This is a genomic window from Micromonospora sonchi, from assembly GCF_014646235.1.
Classification (GTDB): Bacteria; Actinomycetota; Actinomycetes; order Mycobacteriales; family Micromonosporaceae; genus Micromonospora; species Micromonospora sonchi.
Genome location: NZ_BMNB01000022.1, coordinates 87894 through 105267 on the forward strand (window position 1 = coordinate 87894; position 17374 = coordinate 105267).

Sequence of the window (17374 nt, forward strand, 5' to 3'; positions counted from 1 at the left end):
TCACTTCTGGCTCTTCAGTAGCGTGTCGATCGCCTTGCGCAGCTCTCGGCGCACCTGAGCCTCCAGCTGGATCTGACTCCGCTGCCAGTTCGGGTCGACCCCGGACATGCCCGCCACACTACGGGAGGACTTGGCGTCGTTGGCGCGGCTCGACAGCCACTGCAGGTTCACCCGCGCGTTGGCCACCTGGTACATGTTCTCCGGACGCAGCTTCAAGAAGCCGGGCATCTGCATCACCTCGGCGAGCGGGATGATGTGATCCGGCGAGACGTCCGAGGCGTTGTTCGCCCGTCGAGCGATCTTCGCACCCGGGTAGGCGGGATCGGGCGAGTTCACCGGCGGGCGCATCTGCCCGCGCAGCGGCACGTTCCGGATGCGGAACGACGTTGGGGGTGACACTCCGCGGAGCACTTCGTAGAGCGGACGCAGTTCGGCCGGGACCCGCCAGTACTCCTTCTGCGACGGTCTGGGCGGGCGTCGCCAGTTCGCCGGCACCTGATCGGCCGCGTCCTTGATGTTCCTGAGAGTTCGGGATCTCGGGGCGGTCAGTGGTGGGGATCCGGCAGCGGTGTCCTCGAGCGTCTTCATCGCCTCGACACAGTTCTCCAGCCGCTTCAGCACCCTGGTCTTCTCCAGGTTGAGCCGGTGGGCCTCGGCGTTGTAAGCGGCATAGGCCGCCTGCTGCCTCGGCAGCTCGAAGTGGTGGGGTCGGGCATTGTGCGCGTCCACCCGTGCCTTGAGCGAGGCCACCGCGGCGAGCGGTTTAGCGCACAGGTCGGCGGGGCCAGCGTGGGCGGGATCCCGGGGTGCCACCAGGAACGCGCAGGCGAGGACAATGACGAGCAGGTACGCGCACCGGCGCGTCGTGACCGGAAGGCGCATGGGGTGAACTCCCTGTCTCCGTTGCGAGAGGGCGCGCCTGAGCCTATCGACGGGGTGCAATACTGGACAGGTCGTCCACGCTGGATGCCTGGCCGGCAGGGCCGCACCCCTCCGGTGGACGCCACGCCACCGGGGAGGCGCGATGCCAGACGATTCTGACCGGCCGTTGCCGCCCGGCGAGCCGGCGCCCGCACCGCCGCTACCCGAGGTGCCGCCGCTACCCGAGGTGCCGCCGCTACCCGAGGTGCCGCCACCGCCCGCGCCGCCGCCGTCACCCGAGGCGCCGGGCATCGCGGTGCCGATTCGGCAGCCGCGAACCGCCGCTGACCGCTGGCTGCGGGTGCCGGTCCTCCCGGCGATGATCGCCGGAATCGTGCTGCTCGTGGCGGGCGGCTTCGGCCTCTACCTGCTGACACGCGGCGGTGCGTCGCAGCCGGTCACGTTGACGGAGGAGAGCCGGATCCGCGGCCTCGTCGAGGACTTCGCCGCCGCAGTCGACCAGCAGGATCAGGCGGCTGTCCTGGACCTGCTCTGCGCCGAGGAGGCCGAGGAGTTTCGGGCCGACGACGACTTCCAGCCCTCCCGGGAGCCGCTCGCCGAACCACCCCCGGTCAGGCCGGTGACCGCCGCCGGCATCCGGGTCATGGGCGACACGGGCAGCGCCGAGGTGTCGCGGCCGGGGCAGCGGGACGTGACACTGTATTTCCGCAAGGAAGGCGGCGCCTGGAAAGTCTGCGCTCCCGCGGGGGATGCAACCACACCGAGCGCCAGCGCCACTCCGCCAAACTAGACAAGTCTGAACCTTCACAGAGACCGGCGACAGCGGCGTCCAATCAGGCCGCCTCGTCGTCGACGACCCGCCTACGCGTGTGGCTTGTTGTTAGTCTTCTTTGGTGATCGAAGACCTACCCACGGTCGAGTTCGCGTTCCCTGGTCCGTTGCGCGACGCGCTGGTGGCTGTGGTGCTCGATGGGACCAAGACCGCCACGACCGGCCTGCTTCAGGACTACGAGATCGAAGGCGAGCCACTACCGGTCGTCGGTGCCCGCGCGGCGGTGGTCGATTCTGCTGGTCGCCGGGTGGCGGTGATCGAACTGACCGAGGTGCGGGTCAGCCGGCTCGGCGACGTCGACCTCGACCACGCCCGCGACGAGGGCGAGGGGCACGACTCGGTCGCTGCCTGGCGCGCTGACCACGAGAAGTTCTGGCATGGAGCGGACTACCGAGGGTGGCTGGGCGATCCGGGCTTCACCGTGGACGACGACACGCAGGTCGTGCTGGAGCGGTTCCGGCTCGTCGCGACGCATTGACCGCCCCACGACCGCACGGCGATCTCGCTCGTCACGCAACCTGATCGGGTCCGCCACCGCTGCGCAGATAGGTCAGCACCGCCAGGACCCGCCGGTTGCTGTCGTCGGTCGGCGGCAGGTCGAGCTTGGCCAGGATGTTGCCGACATGTTTGCCCACCGCCGCCTCGGAGACGACCAGGAGGCGGGCGATGGCCGCGTTGGAGTGCCCCTCGGCGACCAGGGCGAGGACCTCCCGCTCGCGGGCCGACAGCCGGGCCACCGGATCGTTACGGCGGCGCAGCAACTGGCGTACGACCTGCGGGTCGACCACGGTGCCGCCGTCGACCACCTGATGGAGCGCGGTCACGAACTCCTCGACGTCGACCACCCGGTCCTTCAGCAGGTAGCCGACCCGGCGTCCGTCACCGGAGTCCAGCAGGTCGGCGGCGTAGCCCTGCTGCACGTACTGACTGAGCGCGACGACGGCCAGCCCCGGGTAGGCGCGACGTAACCACACGGCGGCCCGCAGCCCCTCGTCGGTGTGGTCGGGCGGCATCCGGATGTCCGTCACCACCAACTCGGGCCGGTGCTCGGCGACGGCGCGCAGCAGGCCGTCGGCGTCGCCGACCGCCGCGACGACCTCGAACCCGAACCGGCTCAGCAGACCGGCGAGCCCCTCCCGTAACAGCACACCGTCCTCGGCAAGGACCACGCGTACCGGGGTCTGGTCTAACCGCACGGCAGCTCCACACGCACTCGGGTCGGTCCACCGACCGGACTGGACAGCAACATTCTTCCGTCGACCACCGCGACCCGGTCGGCAAGTCCGGTGAGACCGGTGCCGCGCGCCGGATCGGCCCCGCCCCGGCCGTCGTCGTCGACCTCGACGGCCAACCGGTCGCGCTGCTGGCGTACGGTCACCGCCGCCCGGGTGGCACCACTGTGTTTGGCGACGTTGGTCAACGCCTCGGCGGCCACGAAGTAGGCCGTCGCCTCGATATGGTCCGGCAGCCGCCCGGCCACGTCGCTATCCACCACCACCTCGATTGCGGCCTGGCTGGCGAGTTCCTGGAGGGCGGCGGTGAGCCCGAGATCGGTGAGCACCTGCGGATGGATGCCGTGGATGAGTTCGCGCAACTCGGCCATGAGCTGTTTGGCCTGCCCGTGGGCGCTGGCCACGGCCTGCGCCGAAGCGGAACCCGGCGGCAGGTCGAGTCGGGCCAGCCCCAGCTGCAGGGTCAGGCCGACCAGTCGTTGCTGGGCCCCGTCGTGCAGGTCCCGTTCGATCCGGCGGCGTTCGGCCTCGAAGGCGGCCACCAACCGGGCTCGGGAGCGGGACACCTCGACCAACTCGGCGCGCAGCCGCTCGTCGGAGCCGCCGTGCAGCAGCGCCCGTGCCAGCGCGCCGTGCACCCCGGCGAGGCCGGTCAGCAGGTAGGGCACGAGCGTGGGTAGCAGCAGCAGGCCGATCACCGCGTACGGCAGCGTCCCGCCGACGGTGGTGACCTCCCCGAAGCCGAGCGTGACCGCCTCGCCGTCGTGGACCAGGACCGGGCTCACCGCGTACGCCCCGAGCAGCAGCACCACCAGCCCGACGACGCCGTACAGCACCGGGAGCACGGTGGCCAGGAGACAGACGTAGCCCAGCTCACGCCAGGTGATCGCCTCGGTGTAGCGGGTGCGCAGCCACGACCAGGGGGTGGCTTCCGGTGGCCGTCGGTGCCCGGCGGTGACCGGTCGGTCGTCGACCAGACGCAGCCGTAGCCGCTCCAGCGCGGCCAGCGGCATCGCGCCCATCGGGCCGATGGTCACCGTCAGTGCGGCGCCGAGCAGGGCGAGCAGGAGCAGTTCTCCGGGGGACCGGTCGGCACGGGTGGTGAGCCAGCGCAGAAGCACCGCCCACGGGAGCCCGAACAGGGCCAGCAGGAGCATCGCGGCGAGCATTGGCGGCAGGGCGGTCGCCAGGTAGGCCAGGGCCCGCCACGGCCACGCGGTGCGCAGCAGCCGTCGTCTGCTGGTCGCTTCCAGCGCTGTCCTCGGGTGCGGGGTGACCACCAGAGGGACGTTAGCCCGCCACCCGGCCCGCTCCCAGCCACGTGGGCGTAGTCACCGGGTATGCCTGGCCCTACCTCGGTTCGGGGCACTGCTGGTAGTGCCCACGCCATCCCCCGACTGGTCTGCTGAATCGGCGATGTTCGCCAGCAGAAGGGGACGGGTGCAGCCTCAGATGATGCTTGAACTGATCGACGTGACGAAGCTCTACCGAGGGCGGAAGCGCGCCATCGACGGGCTGACGCTGGAGCTCGGGGCCGGACTGTTGGGCCTGCTGGGCCCCAACGGTGCGGGCAAGTCGTCGCTGCTGCGGATCGCCGCGACGGTGACCCGACCGACCAGCGGGAAGATCCTGTTCAACGGCACCGACGTCGTGGCCCGGCCGAACGAGCTACGGCAGACGTTGGGCTATCTCCCGCAGGACTTCGGCGTCTACCCCCACCTCTCCGCCCGGGAGTTCCTGTCCTACCTGGCGGCGGTCAAGGGACTGTCGGCCCGGTCCGCCCGCAGCCGCATCGACGAGCTGCTGGAACTGGTCAACCTGACCGAGGCGGCCAAGCGCCCGCTCGGCGGGTACTCCGGCGGCATGCTGCGCCGGGTCGGCATCGCGCAGGCTCTCCTGGCCGATCCTCGGGTGATCGTCGTCGACGAGCCGACGGCCGGGCTGGACCCGGAGGAGCGGGTGCGGTTCCGTAACCTGCTCAGCGATCTGGCGGCGGACCGGATCGTGCTGCTCTCCACCCACATCGTCTCCGACATCGAATCGGTGGCGAGCGACATCGCGATCATGGCGCAGGGGCGGCTTCGGCGGCGCGGCACTCCGGAGGAGTTGCTCGGCACGATGAACGGTCAGGTCTGGGAGACGGTGGTCGACCCGGCCGAGGCGGCCCGGCTCCAGGCACGGTACGTGGTCAGCCGCACCATCCGGACCGCTGTCGGCGTACGGGTCCGACTGCTGTCCAGCGGGCCGCCCACCGCGGACGCGATCGGGGTGCCACCGGACCTGGAGGACGTCTACCTCGGCGTGGTCCCCGGATCGGGCGCGCACACCAGCGAGTTGCCGGCGGTGCCGCGATGAGGATCGGCGTACTCGGCGCGCTCGCCCTTGCCGACTTCCGCGAGCGGGCGCGCCGTCCCGCGTACCTGGTGATCCTGGTCGCGGCGATCGGCCTGGGCTACCTGGCGGCACCGGCCGCGGACGGACGTTGGGTGATCTTGAACGCGGGCAACTTCCGGGGTGTCTACGACAGCGCCTACCTCGGTACGGTGACCGCGCTCGCTGGCGTGCTCTGGCTCACCCTCGGCGGGTTCTACGTCGTGCGTGACGCCGTCGCCCGGGACGAGCGGACCCGGGTCGGGCAACTGCTCGCCGCGACGCCGCTGCGCATGGTCACCTACCTGGCCGGGAAATGGCTCAGCAACCTGCTGGTGCTCGGCTCGATGCTGCTTGCGTTGGCCGGTACGGCGTTGATGATGCAGTTGATGCGCGGTGAGTCCCGGGCCGTCGATCCGGTCGCGTTGCTGCTGCCGTTCGTGCTGATCGCGCTGCCGGTCCTGGCGGTGACCGCCGCTGCGGCGGTGTTCTTCGAGACGGTCCGGCCGCTGCGTGGTGGCTTCGGCAACATCGTCTGGTTCTTCGTGTGGCTGGTCTTCGTCCTGGTGGGGCAGGGCTCCGACGCCCTCTTCGGCGGGTTCGGCATCGGCGAGATCGGGGAGTCGATGCGGGCCGACATCGTCGCCCAGCACGGTCGAGCCGACGGTGAGTTCGCGCTGGGACTGATGTACCTGGACCATCCGCTCCGGACGTTCGTCTGGTCCGGGTTGCCGGTCTCCGCGGGCTTCGTCGGGGAGCGGATCCTGACCGGCCTGGTCGCGGTCGTGCTGGCGACGCTGGGGGCGCTGTGGTTCGGTCGCTTCGACCCGGCCCGTGACCCGCTGGGGGGCCGGCCTGCCGGCCAGCCAGTCGGTGCCGCGGCTGGGTCAGCCGGTTTCGTGTCCGGGTCAGCCGGTGTTGTGCCCGGGCCAGCCGGGCCAGCGGCCCCGAGCCGACCGACGGTCTACGGCGGGCTGCCGCGTGTCGAGGTCCGTGGCGGTGCCGTTTTCGGCCGGCTGTTCGTCGGTGAGCTGCGCATCCTGGCCCGGGGCGGGTCCCGCTGGTGGTGGCTCGGCGTCGCGGCGCTGACCGTCGTCAGCCTCCTGGTGCCGGTTCCTGTTGCCGCCACTCCGCTGCTGCTCCTGGTCTGGATCTGGCCGATCCTGGTCTGGTCCCGGCTCGGCACCCAGCAGCACGAGAACGGAGTCGAGCCGCTGCTCGGGGCGTACCCCCGTGCACGCCGCCGGTTACTCGCCGAGTGGGCGGCCGGGGTCGGGTTCACGGCGCTGGTCGGGCTCGGACCGGTGCTGCGGCTGGCGATGGCCGCCGACTGGCCGGGTGCGGCGGCCTGGGTCGGCGGGGCCTTCTTCATCCCGTCGCTCGCGTTGGTGCTGGGCCTGGTCAGCCGGACCAGCCGGTTCTTCCAGGCGCTCTACCTCCCGTTGTGGTTCCTGGTGGTGAACGGCGTCGCCGCCGGTGACTACCTGGGTGCCGTACGGATCGACGGACAGCCGGCCGGGCCGTCGCCGCTGCTGGTCGGGGGAGCCTCGCTGGTCCTGCTCTCGGTGGGGGTCGCCGTGGCGACAGCCCGACAGATCAGGAGGTGAAGCGGTGGTAGAGGCGCCTGGTCGCGTCCGGCGGCGTGCGCGAGCCGCCGGAGTGCGTGCGCTAACGTCCCACCTCATGGGGAGCACCAACCTACGCACCGAGCGTCTCACGCTCCGCCCGGTGCGTGACGAGGACGTCGATCGGATCCTGGAGTACCGCAACCTGCCGGAGGTCACTCGCTGGCTACTGCGCACCGAGGTCGACCCGGCGTCCTACCGAGCGGCGTGGCGGCGCTCGGCGGAGAACCCCGACGACCACAGCGTGGCGGTGACCCTCGACGGGGTGGTGATCGGGACGGTCTCGCTCGAGGTGATGGACGCGATGGGCCAGCCCGGCACGCCGCCGCGGACGGATGCCGACATCGGCTACATCTTCGACCCGCGGTACGGCGGCCACGGCTACGCGACCGAGGCGGTCACCGCGATGGTGGCGTACGCATTCGACCGGCTGGGCGTACGAAGGATCACCGCTGGCTGCTTCGCGGACAACCTCGCCTCGGTGCGGATCCTCGAGAAGGTCGGCATGCGCCGTGAACAGCACGGCGTCGGCGACTCCTGGCACGCCGAGTTCGGCTGGGTCGACGGCTACACGTACGCGCTGCTCGCCGAGACATGGCGCCGCGGGACAACGCCGTAATGCCGTGTCGGGGTCGGGTCCTGTCGAACCTGGCTCAGGGAACATCCTGCCGCCGGGCTGCCTCCTGTCCCGCCAGGTAGCCGAAGACCAGCCCCAGGGAGATCGTCCCGCCGGCGCCCCCGTAGAACCCCTTCGTTGGTGCGCCTCCTGCATTGCCGGCGGCGTACAGGCCTGGGATGATCTTGCCGTCGGTGTTCAGCGCGTGCCCGTGTGCGTCGGTCTTCGGGCCACCCACGGTGCCGAGCGCGCTGGCCTCGACCCTGAGCGCGTAGTACGGCGGGGTGTTGACGGGCCCGAGGACGCTTGACCTCGGGCTCCTCAGGACCGGTCGGACGATCTTCGTGATGGGCCTGACCACGAGGGAGCGCAGGCGTTCGGGGTCGTTCCTCTTCGCCGCCCGTGCCGCCACCGTGGTCACGATCGGTCCGATCGCCTTTGCGATGGCCATCCGAGCCTTCGCGGTGGCGGCTGGGAACAGCGCATCGGGAGACCTCTTGCTCAGCCGGGGGTAGTAGGCGCCGAAGTACCGATCGAACAACGTGCCACCGCGGTCGAAGTGCCGGTCGTGACCCCGTCCGGCATCGGGATTGAATCGATCGACGGTTCGGAGTAGCCCCACCTCGTCGACCCCGATCTGAGCCGCCAGCTCCGCCAGCGTGTCAGCGCGGTGGATGTAGTCGGGCACCGGCCCGCCGGGCGTGATGCCGAAGATGCCGAACTTCGTCCAGTAGTTGTGGTCGAAGATCAGCCACGCCGTGGCGTTCGGCATGGCGCCCGTTGCCGGGTCCACCTCGCGCATGATCTGTCCGAGCTGGTCGTAGGGGAGGGCCTCGTTCGCGAAGCGCTCGCCGGCACTGTTCACCATGATGCTGTGCGGCAGCGCGCGCTCACCCAGGAACACCCGACTGAGCGGGCGCCCCTCCAGCGTCTCGCCGGGCACCTGCACCGCGGGCATCCACCAGGCGTCCTGCATACCCGTCAGATCGGCGTCCACGTCCCGGGCCAGCTGCACCGCGATGCCCTCATGCCCCTGCGGCGACACCTGCACCGCGAAGGGTGCGTGGAGGTGGCTCGTGGTGAGATCGGTCGACCCCTCGAACCCGCCGCTGGCCAGCACGACGCCCTTGGTGGCGCGCACCGTGCGCTCGACGCCATCATCATCCTGTACGACGACGCCCCGCACCCCCGATTCATCCGTGATGAGCCGGACCGCGGGCGCCTGGACGCGTACGTCGACGCCGTTACCCAGAACCGCTTCGAGCAGGGCACCGACCAAGGCTGGTCCGGCGAGCCACACGGCATCACTGCGGAGCCCGCCCAGCAGCCAGAACGGGAGCGGATTCCTGGCCATGCCGGTCGTCAGGGCCGGTCGCACGAACGAGGCGGCTTCCCCCAATCCCTGCGGGGAGTAGGGGCCGGGGAAGAGGGCCCGCCCGACCGACGCACCATCGATGTCGGAGCGGTAGTCCGGCCAGATCGTCGGGATCCACCCGAAAGAGGTGTGTTCTTCTACGAATCGGGCGACGTAGGGCCCCATCTCCAGGAATTTCTCCACCAGTTCATGGTCAAGAATCCTGTCCCGGCCCTCGCCATAGATGTAGCGCCGCGCCTTGTCCAGGTCGTCGCTCACCTTCAGATCCTTGGTCGAAAAACCATGATTCGGAATCCAGGCCGCACCTGCGGAGATTCCGGTAGCGCCACCGACGATCGGCTGGGACTCCACGACGAGGACCCGTGCCCCTTGCTTCGCGGCGCTGAGCGCCGCCATCAGCCCCGCCCCGCCAGAGCCGACGATCGCTACCTCCACCTCCTCGGGGATGCCGCGCTGCGACACGGTCCCGATGGAGCCACGGTGCTGAGTCGAACTGCTGACCACGACGTCCTCCGCATGATCAATTTCGGTCATGACCCTCTTGAGTCAACGTAGGCCTTGCAGAGGATCAGCACGCGGAATTCGGATCGGGCTGAGCCACTTGTGGCGACCTGCGGGAGGCTCTTTGGCACCACTGCGCGTACTTTCGGTGTTCATCGCCGGTTTGTGCAGGCCGGGACCCGGCCCCCCCTGATCCTCGAAGAGGCCGCCGATGCGAACTGTTTCCGCCTCGTAGCGAGGCCCAGGGCAGCGCCGTGTGGTCGCTGGCGAGGGGGCAAGCGCGGGTCGCGGCAAAGCTGTCGCCGGGTTTCCTGGCCTGCGGGGGTGGTGACCCGGTGGTCGTCGTGTCGGGTTTGGGTCCTGTCGAGCTGAGAGCGTGAACGGATCGCGGTGATCGGCCGTGGGCGGGGGTGCGTCATAGCGGTGACCGAACCCGCCCCTCGCTGAGGGGCCGCGATAGCGCAAACGGGTCAGCTCGACAGCAGCCGACTTCGACATCCTCTGCGCACGGGATGCCGGGGCTGCCAGTCCTCTATGCCTCGCCGGTAAAAAGATCAATCTGTCCGGTGACGGTGCGGGCAGCAGCCCCGGCACCTCGATGCCGTGGCCGACCGCCGGTACGACTACGTGACGACGTCCAGGCCGCCGTCGACTTCTACACCGCCCATCTCTGGTTCACCGTCCACACCAGTGCCGCTCCTGCCTTCGCCGATGTGGTGCGAGGCCCGCTACGGCTGTTGCTGTCCGGGCCAACCAGATCCGGTGCCCCCGCCACCCCCAGGCTGCGACGGGGAGCCCTGCATGAGCTTCATCGACACGAGTTCGGTGAATCCGGCGCGTCGCGCGAAGCGTACTTTCCGGCGCTTGTACACCGTGAAGCCGAGCTTGGCGTAGAGGCCGAGGGCGGGTGTGTTGGTGTCCTTGATGTCCTCGAGCACGTACTCGCGATACCCGGGCAACGCCAGCAGGTGACGCAGCAACGCGGTCGCGACGCCGCGACCCTGATGAACCGGCTCGGTGGCGACGAACCCGATCTCGGCGAGCCCGGGCCGGGCACCGTCGGAGGTGCGCATGAACCATCTGCGGATCACCGCGTAGCCGAGCAGCCCGCGCACCAGCCCGAGATGACGCCGGATCTCCGGCCAGCGCGGCGCGAACAGCGTCTGGTCGCCCTCGGTGAGCGAGGCGAGGCCGGCGGGCTCCCCGTCCACGAGCGCGATGTAGAACCGTTCGAGCAGCAGCATGTGCTCGAACGCGTCGGCCAACTTCCCCGTGTCGCGGGAGAACGCGACGAAGTCCGCTGCGAAGCTGCGCACGTACACCTCGGTGATGCGGCGCCGGTATCCCTCGCCGAGTTCGTCTCCCCGCTCGACCACGACCAACTCGACCATCCCCGTCCACTCCACATGCCGTGCACCCGTACGGCTCGACCATATCGACCGGCACGCACGCTGAAGCGCGCGCCCGGGGCGCCCTTGTCTGTCAGGGCCCCCAGCTACCGGGGGCTCTTCTCGAGTTCAGGAGCGGGCGAAGGCGTCGACGAGTGCGAGTATCGCGGCGGTAACCAGTGTCGTGCCGACCCCGATCCCGTTGACGGCGCTGACCGGAAGTGAACGTCGACGGGCAACGGGCACGGCGGCAGCTGCCACGGCGATGACAACCACGGCCACCGGGTAGAGCAATGGCGACCGGAGCAGCGGCGCGAGCGGGATGAAGTGCAACCCCACCACCAGGGCGATCCAGACCGGGACGAGTTCGCGACGGCCACGCCGGGTCAGCACGCCCGCTCCGATGCCGGCCAGGCCGAACTCGATGCCCACGATGATGCCGAACAGCTGAGAGGTGTCGCGGTCGAACACCGTGCCGGTGTTCCAGATGCTCCAGGAGAGCAGACCGGCCACGACCAGGATCAGTGCTGCCAGCACGGAACCGCTGATCAGCCACTTCTTCCAGGGCTTTGGTGGATGCTCCTGTGCCCAGCCGAACCACCCCATTGCGAAGAAGCCGAAAATGGCGGCCGTCATGGCTGCGTCGCGGGCGAACTCTGATGTCATGGCATTCTCCGGGACGGCTCGGGTGATCTTGGCTGACTGTACCCGGGAGGCGGCGGTTGCCGGCCCTCAGGACTGTGCAATGAAGACGTAAGAGTCCACGTTGGCGCGATCACAATCTGCTCGGGCAGCCCCGGCAGGGGTGTCGCGGGTATCCGAGACCCTCAGCGCCGGTGCGGATAGGGCGTGCGGTCAGGCGGCTGCGCGGTCGGCGATCGGGCGACGGCGAAGTGTCGGGTCGATCAGCGCCGGTGGGCGCCAGGTGCCGTCGGCCTGGTACAGGTTGGTGCCCGGCGGAACGATCTCGTCGATCCGGTCCAGCAGGCAGCGTGCAGCCGATCTCCGACGCCAGCTCGACGAGCTTCTCCACCACGTCCAGTTTGCGTACGTTCTCTTCGATCGCCGGGTCGAACCGGACCGGTGTGAGCGCGGCCCGGCCGGTGGACAGGTCCACCGGCTGCCCCTTGCGGTAGCGGCCGGTCAGGAAGCCGGAGGCAAGCGGGCTCCAGGTCAGCACGCCCATGCCGTAGCGCTGGGTGACCGGGAGCAGGTCGGTCTCGATCCCCCGGGCGAGTAGCGAATACGGGGGCTGTTCGGTCCGGAACCGGTGCAGCCCGCGCCGCTCGGCGACGTGGTGCGCCTCGACGATCTGCTCGGCTGGGAAGGTCGAGCAGCCGAAGGCGCGGATCTTTCCCTGGCGTACGAGATCGGTCAGCACCGATAGCGTTTCTTCGATGTCAGTGGTGGAGTCCGGCCGGTGCACCTGGTAGAGGTCGATCCAGTCGGTGTTCAGCCGGCGCAGGCTCTCCTCGACCTCGCGGACGATCCAGCGCCGCGAGTTGCCGCCCCGGTTCCGTCCCTCGCCCATCGGGAAGTGCACCTTGGTGGCGAGCACCACGTCGTCCCGGCGGCATTGCAACGCTTTGCCGACGATCTCCTCGGACTCGCCGGCGGAGTACATGTCCGCGGTGTCCACGAAGTTGATCCCCTGGTCGAGGGCGGCGTGGATGATCCGCACACAATCGTCATGGTCGGAATTACCCACGGCGCCGAACATCATGGTGCCGAGGCAGTGGACGCTCACCTCGATGCCGGTACGGCCGAGGACGCGGTAGCGCATGGAGTGCTCCTTGTGGTCGTCGCGCGCCTGGCGGTCGGCCCGCCGGCTACCCGTGCGCGCACCCTAGGAGCTGGAGTCGACTCCAGGTCAACCCGTAGGTTGGACAGCATGTCCGAAATCGTCTCGGGCCTGAGCATCGGCGAGGTTGCCGAGCGCACCGGGCTGAGCGTGCACACGCTGCGGTTTTACGAGCGGGAAGGCATCCTGGTCAACCCGGTCGGGCGCGATCCCGGCGGTCGCCGGGTCTACCACGAGGACGATGTGGGCTGGCTCACCGTCTGCGTGATCCTGCGCGGCTCCGGCATGCCGCTGCCGGCGATCCGGCGCTACACCGAGCTGGTCCGCGCCGGCGGCGGCACCGAGGCGGAACGGCTGGTGCTGCTGCGGGAGCATCGTGAGCGGGTCGTGGACCAGATCGACCAGCTACGGAAGTGTCTGGACCTGGTCAACTTCAAGGTCGGGGTGTACGAGGACGCGGTGGACCGGCTCGCCTTCTCGTCCGCCACCGGTACCGACGCCGGCCGGTGACCGACGTTCCCGGCGCTGACTGACCGGTACTTTCACCAGGGAGATTCCTCACCGTGGATCACCTCGCGAAGTATGGTCGAGAGATGGTGCCTGTGACTCGACTGGACCATGCCGTCATCGCTGTTTCGGACTGGCAGATCTCCACCGACTTCTATCGCAACGTCGTCGGCGCTGAGGTGATCGACGTGGGCGGCGACCGCGTTGCGTTCCGAGTCGGTCCCAACCAGTTGAGCGTTCATGGTCCGGGTGTCGACCTCGCGGGCAACGTTGCCCGGCTGCCCGTTCGCCCGGGGAACAGCGATATCTGTTTTGTCTGGGAGGGGCCGATCGAGGAGGCGGCGGCGCACCTGCGGAGACACGATGTTGAGGTGGAAGCGGGGCCTGTCCGGCGATTCGGTGCCAGCGGGACAGGGACAAGTGTCTACTTTCGCGATCCTGACGGAAGTCTGCTCGAGTTCATTTCCTACGAGGCGTCTCCGCAGCGGGCCAGCTCCGATCTTGGCTCAGCATGATCGGATATCCACTTCTCGGCCACACCACCAGGTCGGGTCATCCTCGCGAAGCCGGGTCGAGATGGCTACGCAGGAAGGTGAGGATTTCGCGCCGCGCTGGTCGGGCGGCCGGCACCAGACCTGGGATGCTCAGGAAGGTGTGGGTGGCCCTGGAGTAGCAGGTCAGGCGGGCGTCGGTGCCGTTCTCGCGAAGCCGATCGACGTAGCAGCGTCCATGCCGCTCGCGGTATCGCTCGGCGCCGCCGCGCCACAGGTCGAGAAACGTCTCCTGAACGACGTCGTCGACCAGGGTCTCGTCGGCGCACCGGTAGCGCAGCCGCAGCACCAGCCACGCGGCGTGACGGCGATAGAACGCTTCGAACGCCGCCCGGTCTCCGGCGGCGGCCAGCGCCAGCAGGTCGGCATCGCTACCGGAATGCGGGCCAGTGCTCCGCCCTTTAGGGCGGGGGTGAAGGCCCGCGCGGGAGGGCCGCCAAGGCCCGAGCGTGCTCTAGCTTGATCTTTAACCTGTGCGGCGTGGCCTCGGGTTATTCGAAGTCTTCGTTTTCTTCGTGTCACCTTTTGGTTTGGTGCTGGTGGCGGCGGTGACGATGTGGACGTCGTGGCGGGCTGCGGGTTGGCGGTTGGGTAGTCCGGGTGGTCGGCCGGGTCCTGGCCGGGAGGGTTTCGGTGCGGCCGAGGGGTTGCCGGCTTTGGTGCGCAGGTGTCGAAACCCTCGCCGGACGCGGGCCGGGGTGAGTCGTTCGGGTGGTGTTGGGCGTTCCCAGGGTCGGCGTAGGTCGGCGACGGCGCCTCGGGCGAGGCGTAGCTGGGTGTAGGCGGCCAGCACGAGCCAGGTCCAGCGGTCGGCGGCGTGCGGGTCTCGCAGTTTCGGGCTGGTCCAGCCGAGGGTCTGTTTGAGCATGCGGAAGGTGTGCTCGATGTCGAAGCGGTGTAGGAACGCCTGCCAGAGCAGGTCGACCTCGACGGTGGTGGCGGTTGCCTGTGACCACCACAGCCAGACCGGCTTCGCGGTGGCGCCCGAGGGGAGCCGGTCGACGGCCAGCAGGATCACGGTGCCCTCGATGATCGGCAGCGGGCCGTGTTGGCTGGTCCAGGCGGTGCGGTGGGTCAGCCTGGGGTGCAGCCGGTGCCAGGCCCGCACGGTCGCGATGCCGTAGAGGCGGGTATCGGTGGTCGTGGCGGCGTCCGGGTCGCCCCAGCTGGCGGGGTCGCCGAAGATGAACTCGCCGCCATGCCTGCGGGGGCGGCCGGTGGTCCCGGGCAGCCGGGGCGGCGCGGGCCGGGGGCCTGTAGGGAGATCTGTGTAACGGATGTAGATGTATATCCGTTATGGCCGGTAGGAGCCGGCTAGCACAGATAGGAATAGTTTGATGATTTTCTCCTCGGTAGAGCAGTACGACACCCCGGTCGACGTCGACTCCGAGGTCGCGGCGTTGGCCGAGCGGATCGCCGCTGACGGGCCGCGGTTGCCCCTCGCGGGGCCGGTGGTGGATGAGCAGGCCGCGGTGGTGGCGGCCCGCCGGGCGGTCGACGATCTGATCGACAAGCAGGCTCTGGATGCGATGCTGGCTCAGATCAAGGGCGACGGGTTGCGGCTGACCGGGCCGGGTGGGTTCCTGTCCGAGCTGGTCAAGGCGGTCCTGGAGCGGGGGTTGCAGGCTGAGTTGACCGAGCACCTGGGCTACCGCGCGCACGAGGCGGCCGGGCGGGGATCGGGTAACTCGCGTAACGGGGCCACCGCGAAGACGGTGCAGACCGAGGTCGGGCCGATCGAGGTGAAGGTGCCTCGGGACCGGGCGGGCACGTTCACCCCGATGCTGGTGCCGAAGAACGCCCGCCGCCTGGGTGGCCTGTCCGACGTGGTGATCAGCCTGTACGCGGGTGGGATGACGGTGCGGGACATCTCGCATCACCTGCACCGCGTCTACGGCACCGAGGTGGGCCCGGACACCATCTCCACCATCACCGACGAGGTCCTCGACGAGGTGAAGACCTGGCAGCAGCGACCCCTGGACGAGGTCTACCCGATCATCTACGTCGATTGCCTGATGGTGAAGGTCCGCGACGGCGGGCAGGTGCGTAACAAGGCCTGCTACCTCGTCGTCGGCGTCAACACCGAGGGCGTCAAGCATGTGCTGGGTATCTGGGTGGCGCAGGCCGAGGGCGCGAAGTTCTGGATGCAGGTGTGCACCGAGCTGCGTAACCGCGGCGTCAGGGATGTGCTCATCGCCTGCTGCGACGGACTCACCGGCCTGCCCGAGGCCATCGAGGCCGTGTGGCCGCACACCACCGTGCAGACCTGCGTGGTGCACCTCATCAGGGCGGCGATGAAATTCGTGTCCTACAAGGACCGGCGGGCGATGGCCGCCGCGCTCAAGGACATCTACACCGCCCCGACAGTGGAGGCCGCCGAGACCGCCCTGCTCGCCTTCGCCGACAGCCCACTCGGGAAGCGTTACCCGGCCGCGGTCGCCGTCTGGGAACGGGCGTGGGACCGCTTCACCCCATTCCTGTCCTTCCCGCCCGAGGTGCGCCGCATCATCTACACCACCAACGCGATCGAGTCGTTCAACTACCAGATCCGAAAGGTCATCAAAAACCGTGGCCATTTCCCGACCGACGACGCCGTGGTCAAGCTGATCTGGCTGGCCATCGCCGACATCGAGGACAAACGCGCCCGCCAACGCGCCGCCGAGGCCGGCAAGCCCGCCAACACCCGCACCGCCCCACCCCGCCTCGTCGAAGGCGCCGGCGTGCACGGCTGGAAACAGGCCCTCAACGCCCTGGAAATCTTCTTCCCAGGCCGCATCCCCACCGATGCCCGATAGTTCTACAGAATAGGACGTTACACAGACAATCGGACAGGCCCCGGGCCGGCGCAGCACCCGGTCCGAGCGCATCCGCACCAACACCTGCACCGGCAGATCAGCCAGCAGGAACGCCAGCCGCGGCCCGTCGTAGCCGGCATCCGCCACGATCCACACATCCGGATCACCAGACTGCCACTGCCCGGCAGCGATCAGCCGCTGCAACACCTCCCGCAACTGGCCGGCGGTGACCGTGGCGGCATCGTCGCCGGGCGCCAGCCGGCGGGCGTCCAACGGCGCGGTCCACGAAGTGCGCCCGGCCTCCAGGGCGGTGACGAACGAGTACGGCCAGCCCGGAACCCCGATGTGGCTGTCCTTCCCACGCCCGTAGGTGTGGCACAACACCCGCTGCGGGCAGGTGTGCGCCTCCGGCCGCAGCCAACAGGTCACGTCCACCGCCAGGACGATCCGCCCGTCCGCGGCCCGCGGCACCGGCACCGCCGCCACCGCCGTCCGCAGCCGATCGACATCGATCCGACCACGGTTCAACGCCGCATACAACGAACCGTGACCACGACGATGCTCACCCACCAGCGACAACTCCACCAACGAGCGCACCGGCGCATCCCCGCACAACAGCGCGTCCGCCAGCTCGAACAACGCGTCCCCACGAACGGGCAGGCAGGCATGGAACTCACGCCGGAACACCGCCAGCCGCCCGACCGCGTCGAACGCTCCGACATCGTGCACACTGATCACCAGACAGCCCTTGATTCGCGATCTTCTTCCCTAGTACGGCAGCCGCCGTTTGAGATTTCGCTGCTCGGAAGGGCTGGACGCGAGGCGGCCACCGCGTGATCGTCTGTGCGTTGTGGACACAACATCAGATCTTGCGGTGGCCGCGTGCCACAGCGTAGCCG

Annotated in this window: 15 protein-coding genes and 3 pseudogenes; 8 read left to right on the forward strand and 10 right to left on the reverse strand. The window is 69.3% G+C overall.

Annotated elements, in window-relative coordinates; genetic code table 11:
• Complete coding sequence (locus IEY61_RS21620) at window positions 1–882, reverse strand: hypothetical protein (protein ID WP_189047180.1); 882 nt, start codon at window positions 880–882, stop codon at window positions 1–3.
• A 142-nt stretch (window positions 883–1024) separates the two neighbouring features.
• Between IEY61_RS21620 and IEY61_RS21625 the strand changes: the two genes are divergently transcribed.
• Together IEY61_RS21625 and IEY61_RS21630 are read left to right on the forward strand one after the other, a co-directional pair.
• Window positions 1025–1672 (forward strand): Rv0361 family membrane protein, encoded by a 648-nt coding sequence (locus IEY61_RS21625; RefSeq protein WP_189047182.1) that lies wholly within the window; start codon window positions 1025–1027, stop codon window positions 1670–1672.
• A gap of 103 nt (window positions 1673–1775) precedes the next feature.
• On the forward strand, window positions 1776–2192 hold the full coding sequence (locus IEY61_RS21630; protein WP_189047184.1) for an ASCH domain-containing protein: 417 nt from the start codon (window positions 1776–1778) through the stop codon (window positions 2190–2192).
• 31 nt (window positions 2193–2223) lie between these two features.
• Here IEY61_RS21630 and IEY61_RS21635 read toward each other — a convergent pair whose 3' ends face one another.
• Window positions 2224–2910, reverse strand: a complete 687-nt coding sequence (locus IEY61_RS21635; RefSeq protein ID WP_189047186.1) for a response regulator transcription factor — start codon at window positions 2908–2910, stop codon at window positions 2224–2226.
• A complete protein-coding gene (locus IEY61_RS21640; protein ID WP_189047188.1) occupies window positions 2901–4226 on the reverse strand; it encodes a sensor histidine kinase in 1326 nt (441 codons plus the stop codon). Before IEY61_RS21640 ends, IEY61_RS21635 begins: the two co-directional genes overlap by 10 nt.
• A 175-nt stretch (window positions 4227–4401) precedes the next feature.
• On the opposite strand from IEY61_RS21640, the gene IEY61_RS21645 reads away from it, so the two are divergent.
• From IEY61_RS21645 to IEY61_RS21655, 3 genes are all read left to right on the forward strand, one after another.
• The gene (locus IEY61_RS21645) at window positions 4402–5301 is read left to right on the forward strand and encodes an ATP-binding cassette domain-containing protein (protein ID WP_189047190.1); all 900 of its coding nucleotides are present in this window, start codon (window positions 4402–4404) and stop codon (window positions 5299–5301) included.
• Entirely contained in the window at window positions 5298–6923 is a 1626-nt protein-coding gene (locus IEY61_RS21650) for an ABC transporter permease (RefSeq protein WP_189047193.1), read from the forward strand. Before IEY61_RS21645 ends, IEY61_RS21650 begins: the two co-directional genes overlap by 4 nt.
• Window positions 6924–6999: 76 nt before the next feature.
• On the forward strand, window positions 7000–7560 hold the full coding sequence (locus IEY61_RS21655) for a GNAT family N-acetyltransferase (RefSeq protein WP_189047195.1): 561 nt from the start codon (window positions 7000–7002) through the stop codon (window positions 7558–7560).
• Window positions 7561–7594: 34 nt separating this feature from the next.
• Here IEY61_RS21655 and IEY61_RS21660 read toward each other — a convergent pair whose 3' ends face one another.
• From IEY61_RS21660 to IEY61_RS21675, 4 genes and pseudogenes are all read right to left on the reverse strand, one after another.
• The gene (locus IEY61_RS21660) at window positions 7595–9466 is read right to left on the reverse strand and encodes an FAD-dependent oxidoreductase (protein WP_229706303.1); all 1872 of its coding nucleotides are present in this window, start codon (window positions 9464–9466) and stop codon (window positions 7595–7597) included.
• Window positions 9467–10161: 695 nt separating this feature from the next.
• The gene (locus tag IEY61_RS21665) at window positions 10162–10824 is read right to left on the reverse strand and encodes a GNAT family N-acetyltransferase (protein ID WP_189047197.1); all 663 of its coding nucleotides are present in this window, start codon (window positions 10822–10824) and stop codon (window positions 10162–10164) included.
• Window positions 10825–10950: 126 nt separating this feature from the next.
• Window positions 10951–11487, reverse strand: coding sequence for a hypothetical protein (locus IEY61_RS21670; protein WP_189047199.1), 537 nt, complete (start codon window positions 11485–11487; stop codon window positions 10951–10953).
• A 189-nt stretch (window positions 11488–11676) separates the two neighbouring features.
• Window positions 11677–12604 (reverse strand): annotated as a pseudogene (locus IEY61_RS21675) (aldo/keto reductase).
• A 108-nt stretch (window positions 12605–12712) separates the two neighbouring features.
• Here IEY61_RS21675 and IEY61_RS21680 point away from each other — a divergent pair.
• Entirely contained in the window at window positions 12713–13132 is a 420-nt protein-coding gene (locus IEY61_RS21680) for a MerR family transcriptional regulator (RefSeq protein WP_189047201.1), read from the forward strand.
• 83 nt (window positions 13133–13215) lie between these two features.
• The gene (locus IEY61_RS21685; protein WP_189047203.1) at window positions 13216–13644 is read left to right on the forward strand and encodes a VOC family protein; all 429 of its coding nucleotides are present in this window, start codon (window positions 13216–13218) and stop codon (window positions 13642–13644) included.
• A gap of 37 nt (window positions 13645–13681) precedes the next feature.
• Here IEY61_RS21685 and IEY61_RS21690 read toward each other — a convergent pair whose 3' ends face one another.
• Window positions 13682–14041 (reverse strand): sigma factor, encoded by a 360-nt coding sequence (locus tag IEY61_RS21690; RefSeq protein ID WP_189047225.1) that lies wholly within the window; start codon window positions 14039–14041, stop codon window positions 13682–13684.
• A gap of 105 nt (window positions 14042–14146) precedes the next feature.
• A pseudogene (locus IEY61_RS21695) lies at window positions 14147–14929 on the reverse strand (transposase family protein); the annotation flags it as partial.
• A 280-nt stretch (window positions 14930–15209) separates the two neighbouring features.
• Between IEY61_RS21695 and IEY61_RS21700 the strand changes: the two are divergent.
• Window positions 15210–16475 (forward strand): IS256 family transposase, encoded by a 1266-nt coding sequence (locus tag IEY61_RS21700; protein ID WP_229706311.1) that lies wholly within the window; start codon window positions 15210–15212, stop codon window positions 16473–16475.
• Between the two features lie 45 nt (window positions 16476–16520).
• On the opposite strand, the pseudogene IEY61_RS21705 reads toward IEY61_RS21700, so the two are convergent.
• Window positions 16521–17213, reverse strand: a pseudogene (locus tag IEY61_RS21705) (transposase); the annotation flags it as partial.
• Window positions 17214–17374: the final 161 nt, after the last annotated feature.

Coding starts and splice junctions, on each gene's coding strand:
- IEY61_RS21655 (WP_189047195.1), top strand. CDS start 7,000: ATGGGGAGCACCAACCTACGCACCGAGCGTCTCACGCTCCGCCCGGTG.
- IEY61_RS21620 (WP_189047180.1), bottom strand. CDS start 882: ATGCGCCTTCCGGTCACGACGCGCCGGTGCGCGTACCTGCTCGTCATT.
- IEY61_RS21650 (WP_189047193.1), top strand. CDS start 5,298: ATGAGGATCGGCGTACTCGGCGCGCTCGCCCTTGCCGACTTCCGCGAG.
- IEY61_RS21700 (WP_229706311.1), top strand. CDS start 15,210: ATGCTGGCTCAGATCAAGGGCGACGGGTTGCGGCTGACCGGGCCGGGT.
- IEY61_RS21625 (WP_189047182.1), top strand. CDS start 1,025: ATGCCAGACGATTCTGACCGGCCGTTGCCGCCCGGCGAGCCGGCGCCC.
- IEY61_RS21680 (WP_189047201.1), top strand. CDS start 12,713: ATGTCCGAAATCGTCTCGGGCCTGAGCATCGGCGAGGTTGCCGAGCGC.
- IEY61_RS21685 (WP_189047203.1), top strand. CDS start 13,216: ATGGTGCCTGTGACTCGACTGGACCATGCCGTCATCGCTGTTTCGGAC.
- IEY61_RS21670 (WP_189047199.1), bottom strand. CDS start 11,487: ATGACATCAGAGTTCGCCCGCGACGCAGCCATGACGGCCGCCATTTTC.
- IEY61_RS21660 (WP_229706303.1), bottom strand. CDS start 9,466: ATGACCGAAATTGATCATGCGGAGGACGTCGTGGTCAGCAGTTCGACT.
- IEY61_RS21645 (WP_189047190.1), top strand. CDS start 4,402: ATGCTTGAACTGATCGACGTGACGAAGCTCTACCGAGGGCGGAAGCGC.
- IEY61_RS21665 (WP_189047197.1), bottom strand. CDS start 10,824: ATGGTCGAGTTGGTCGTGGTCGAGCGGGGAGACGAACTCGGCGAGGGA.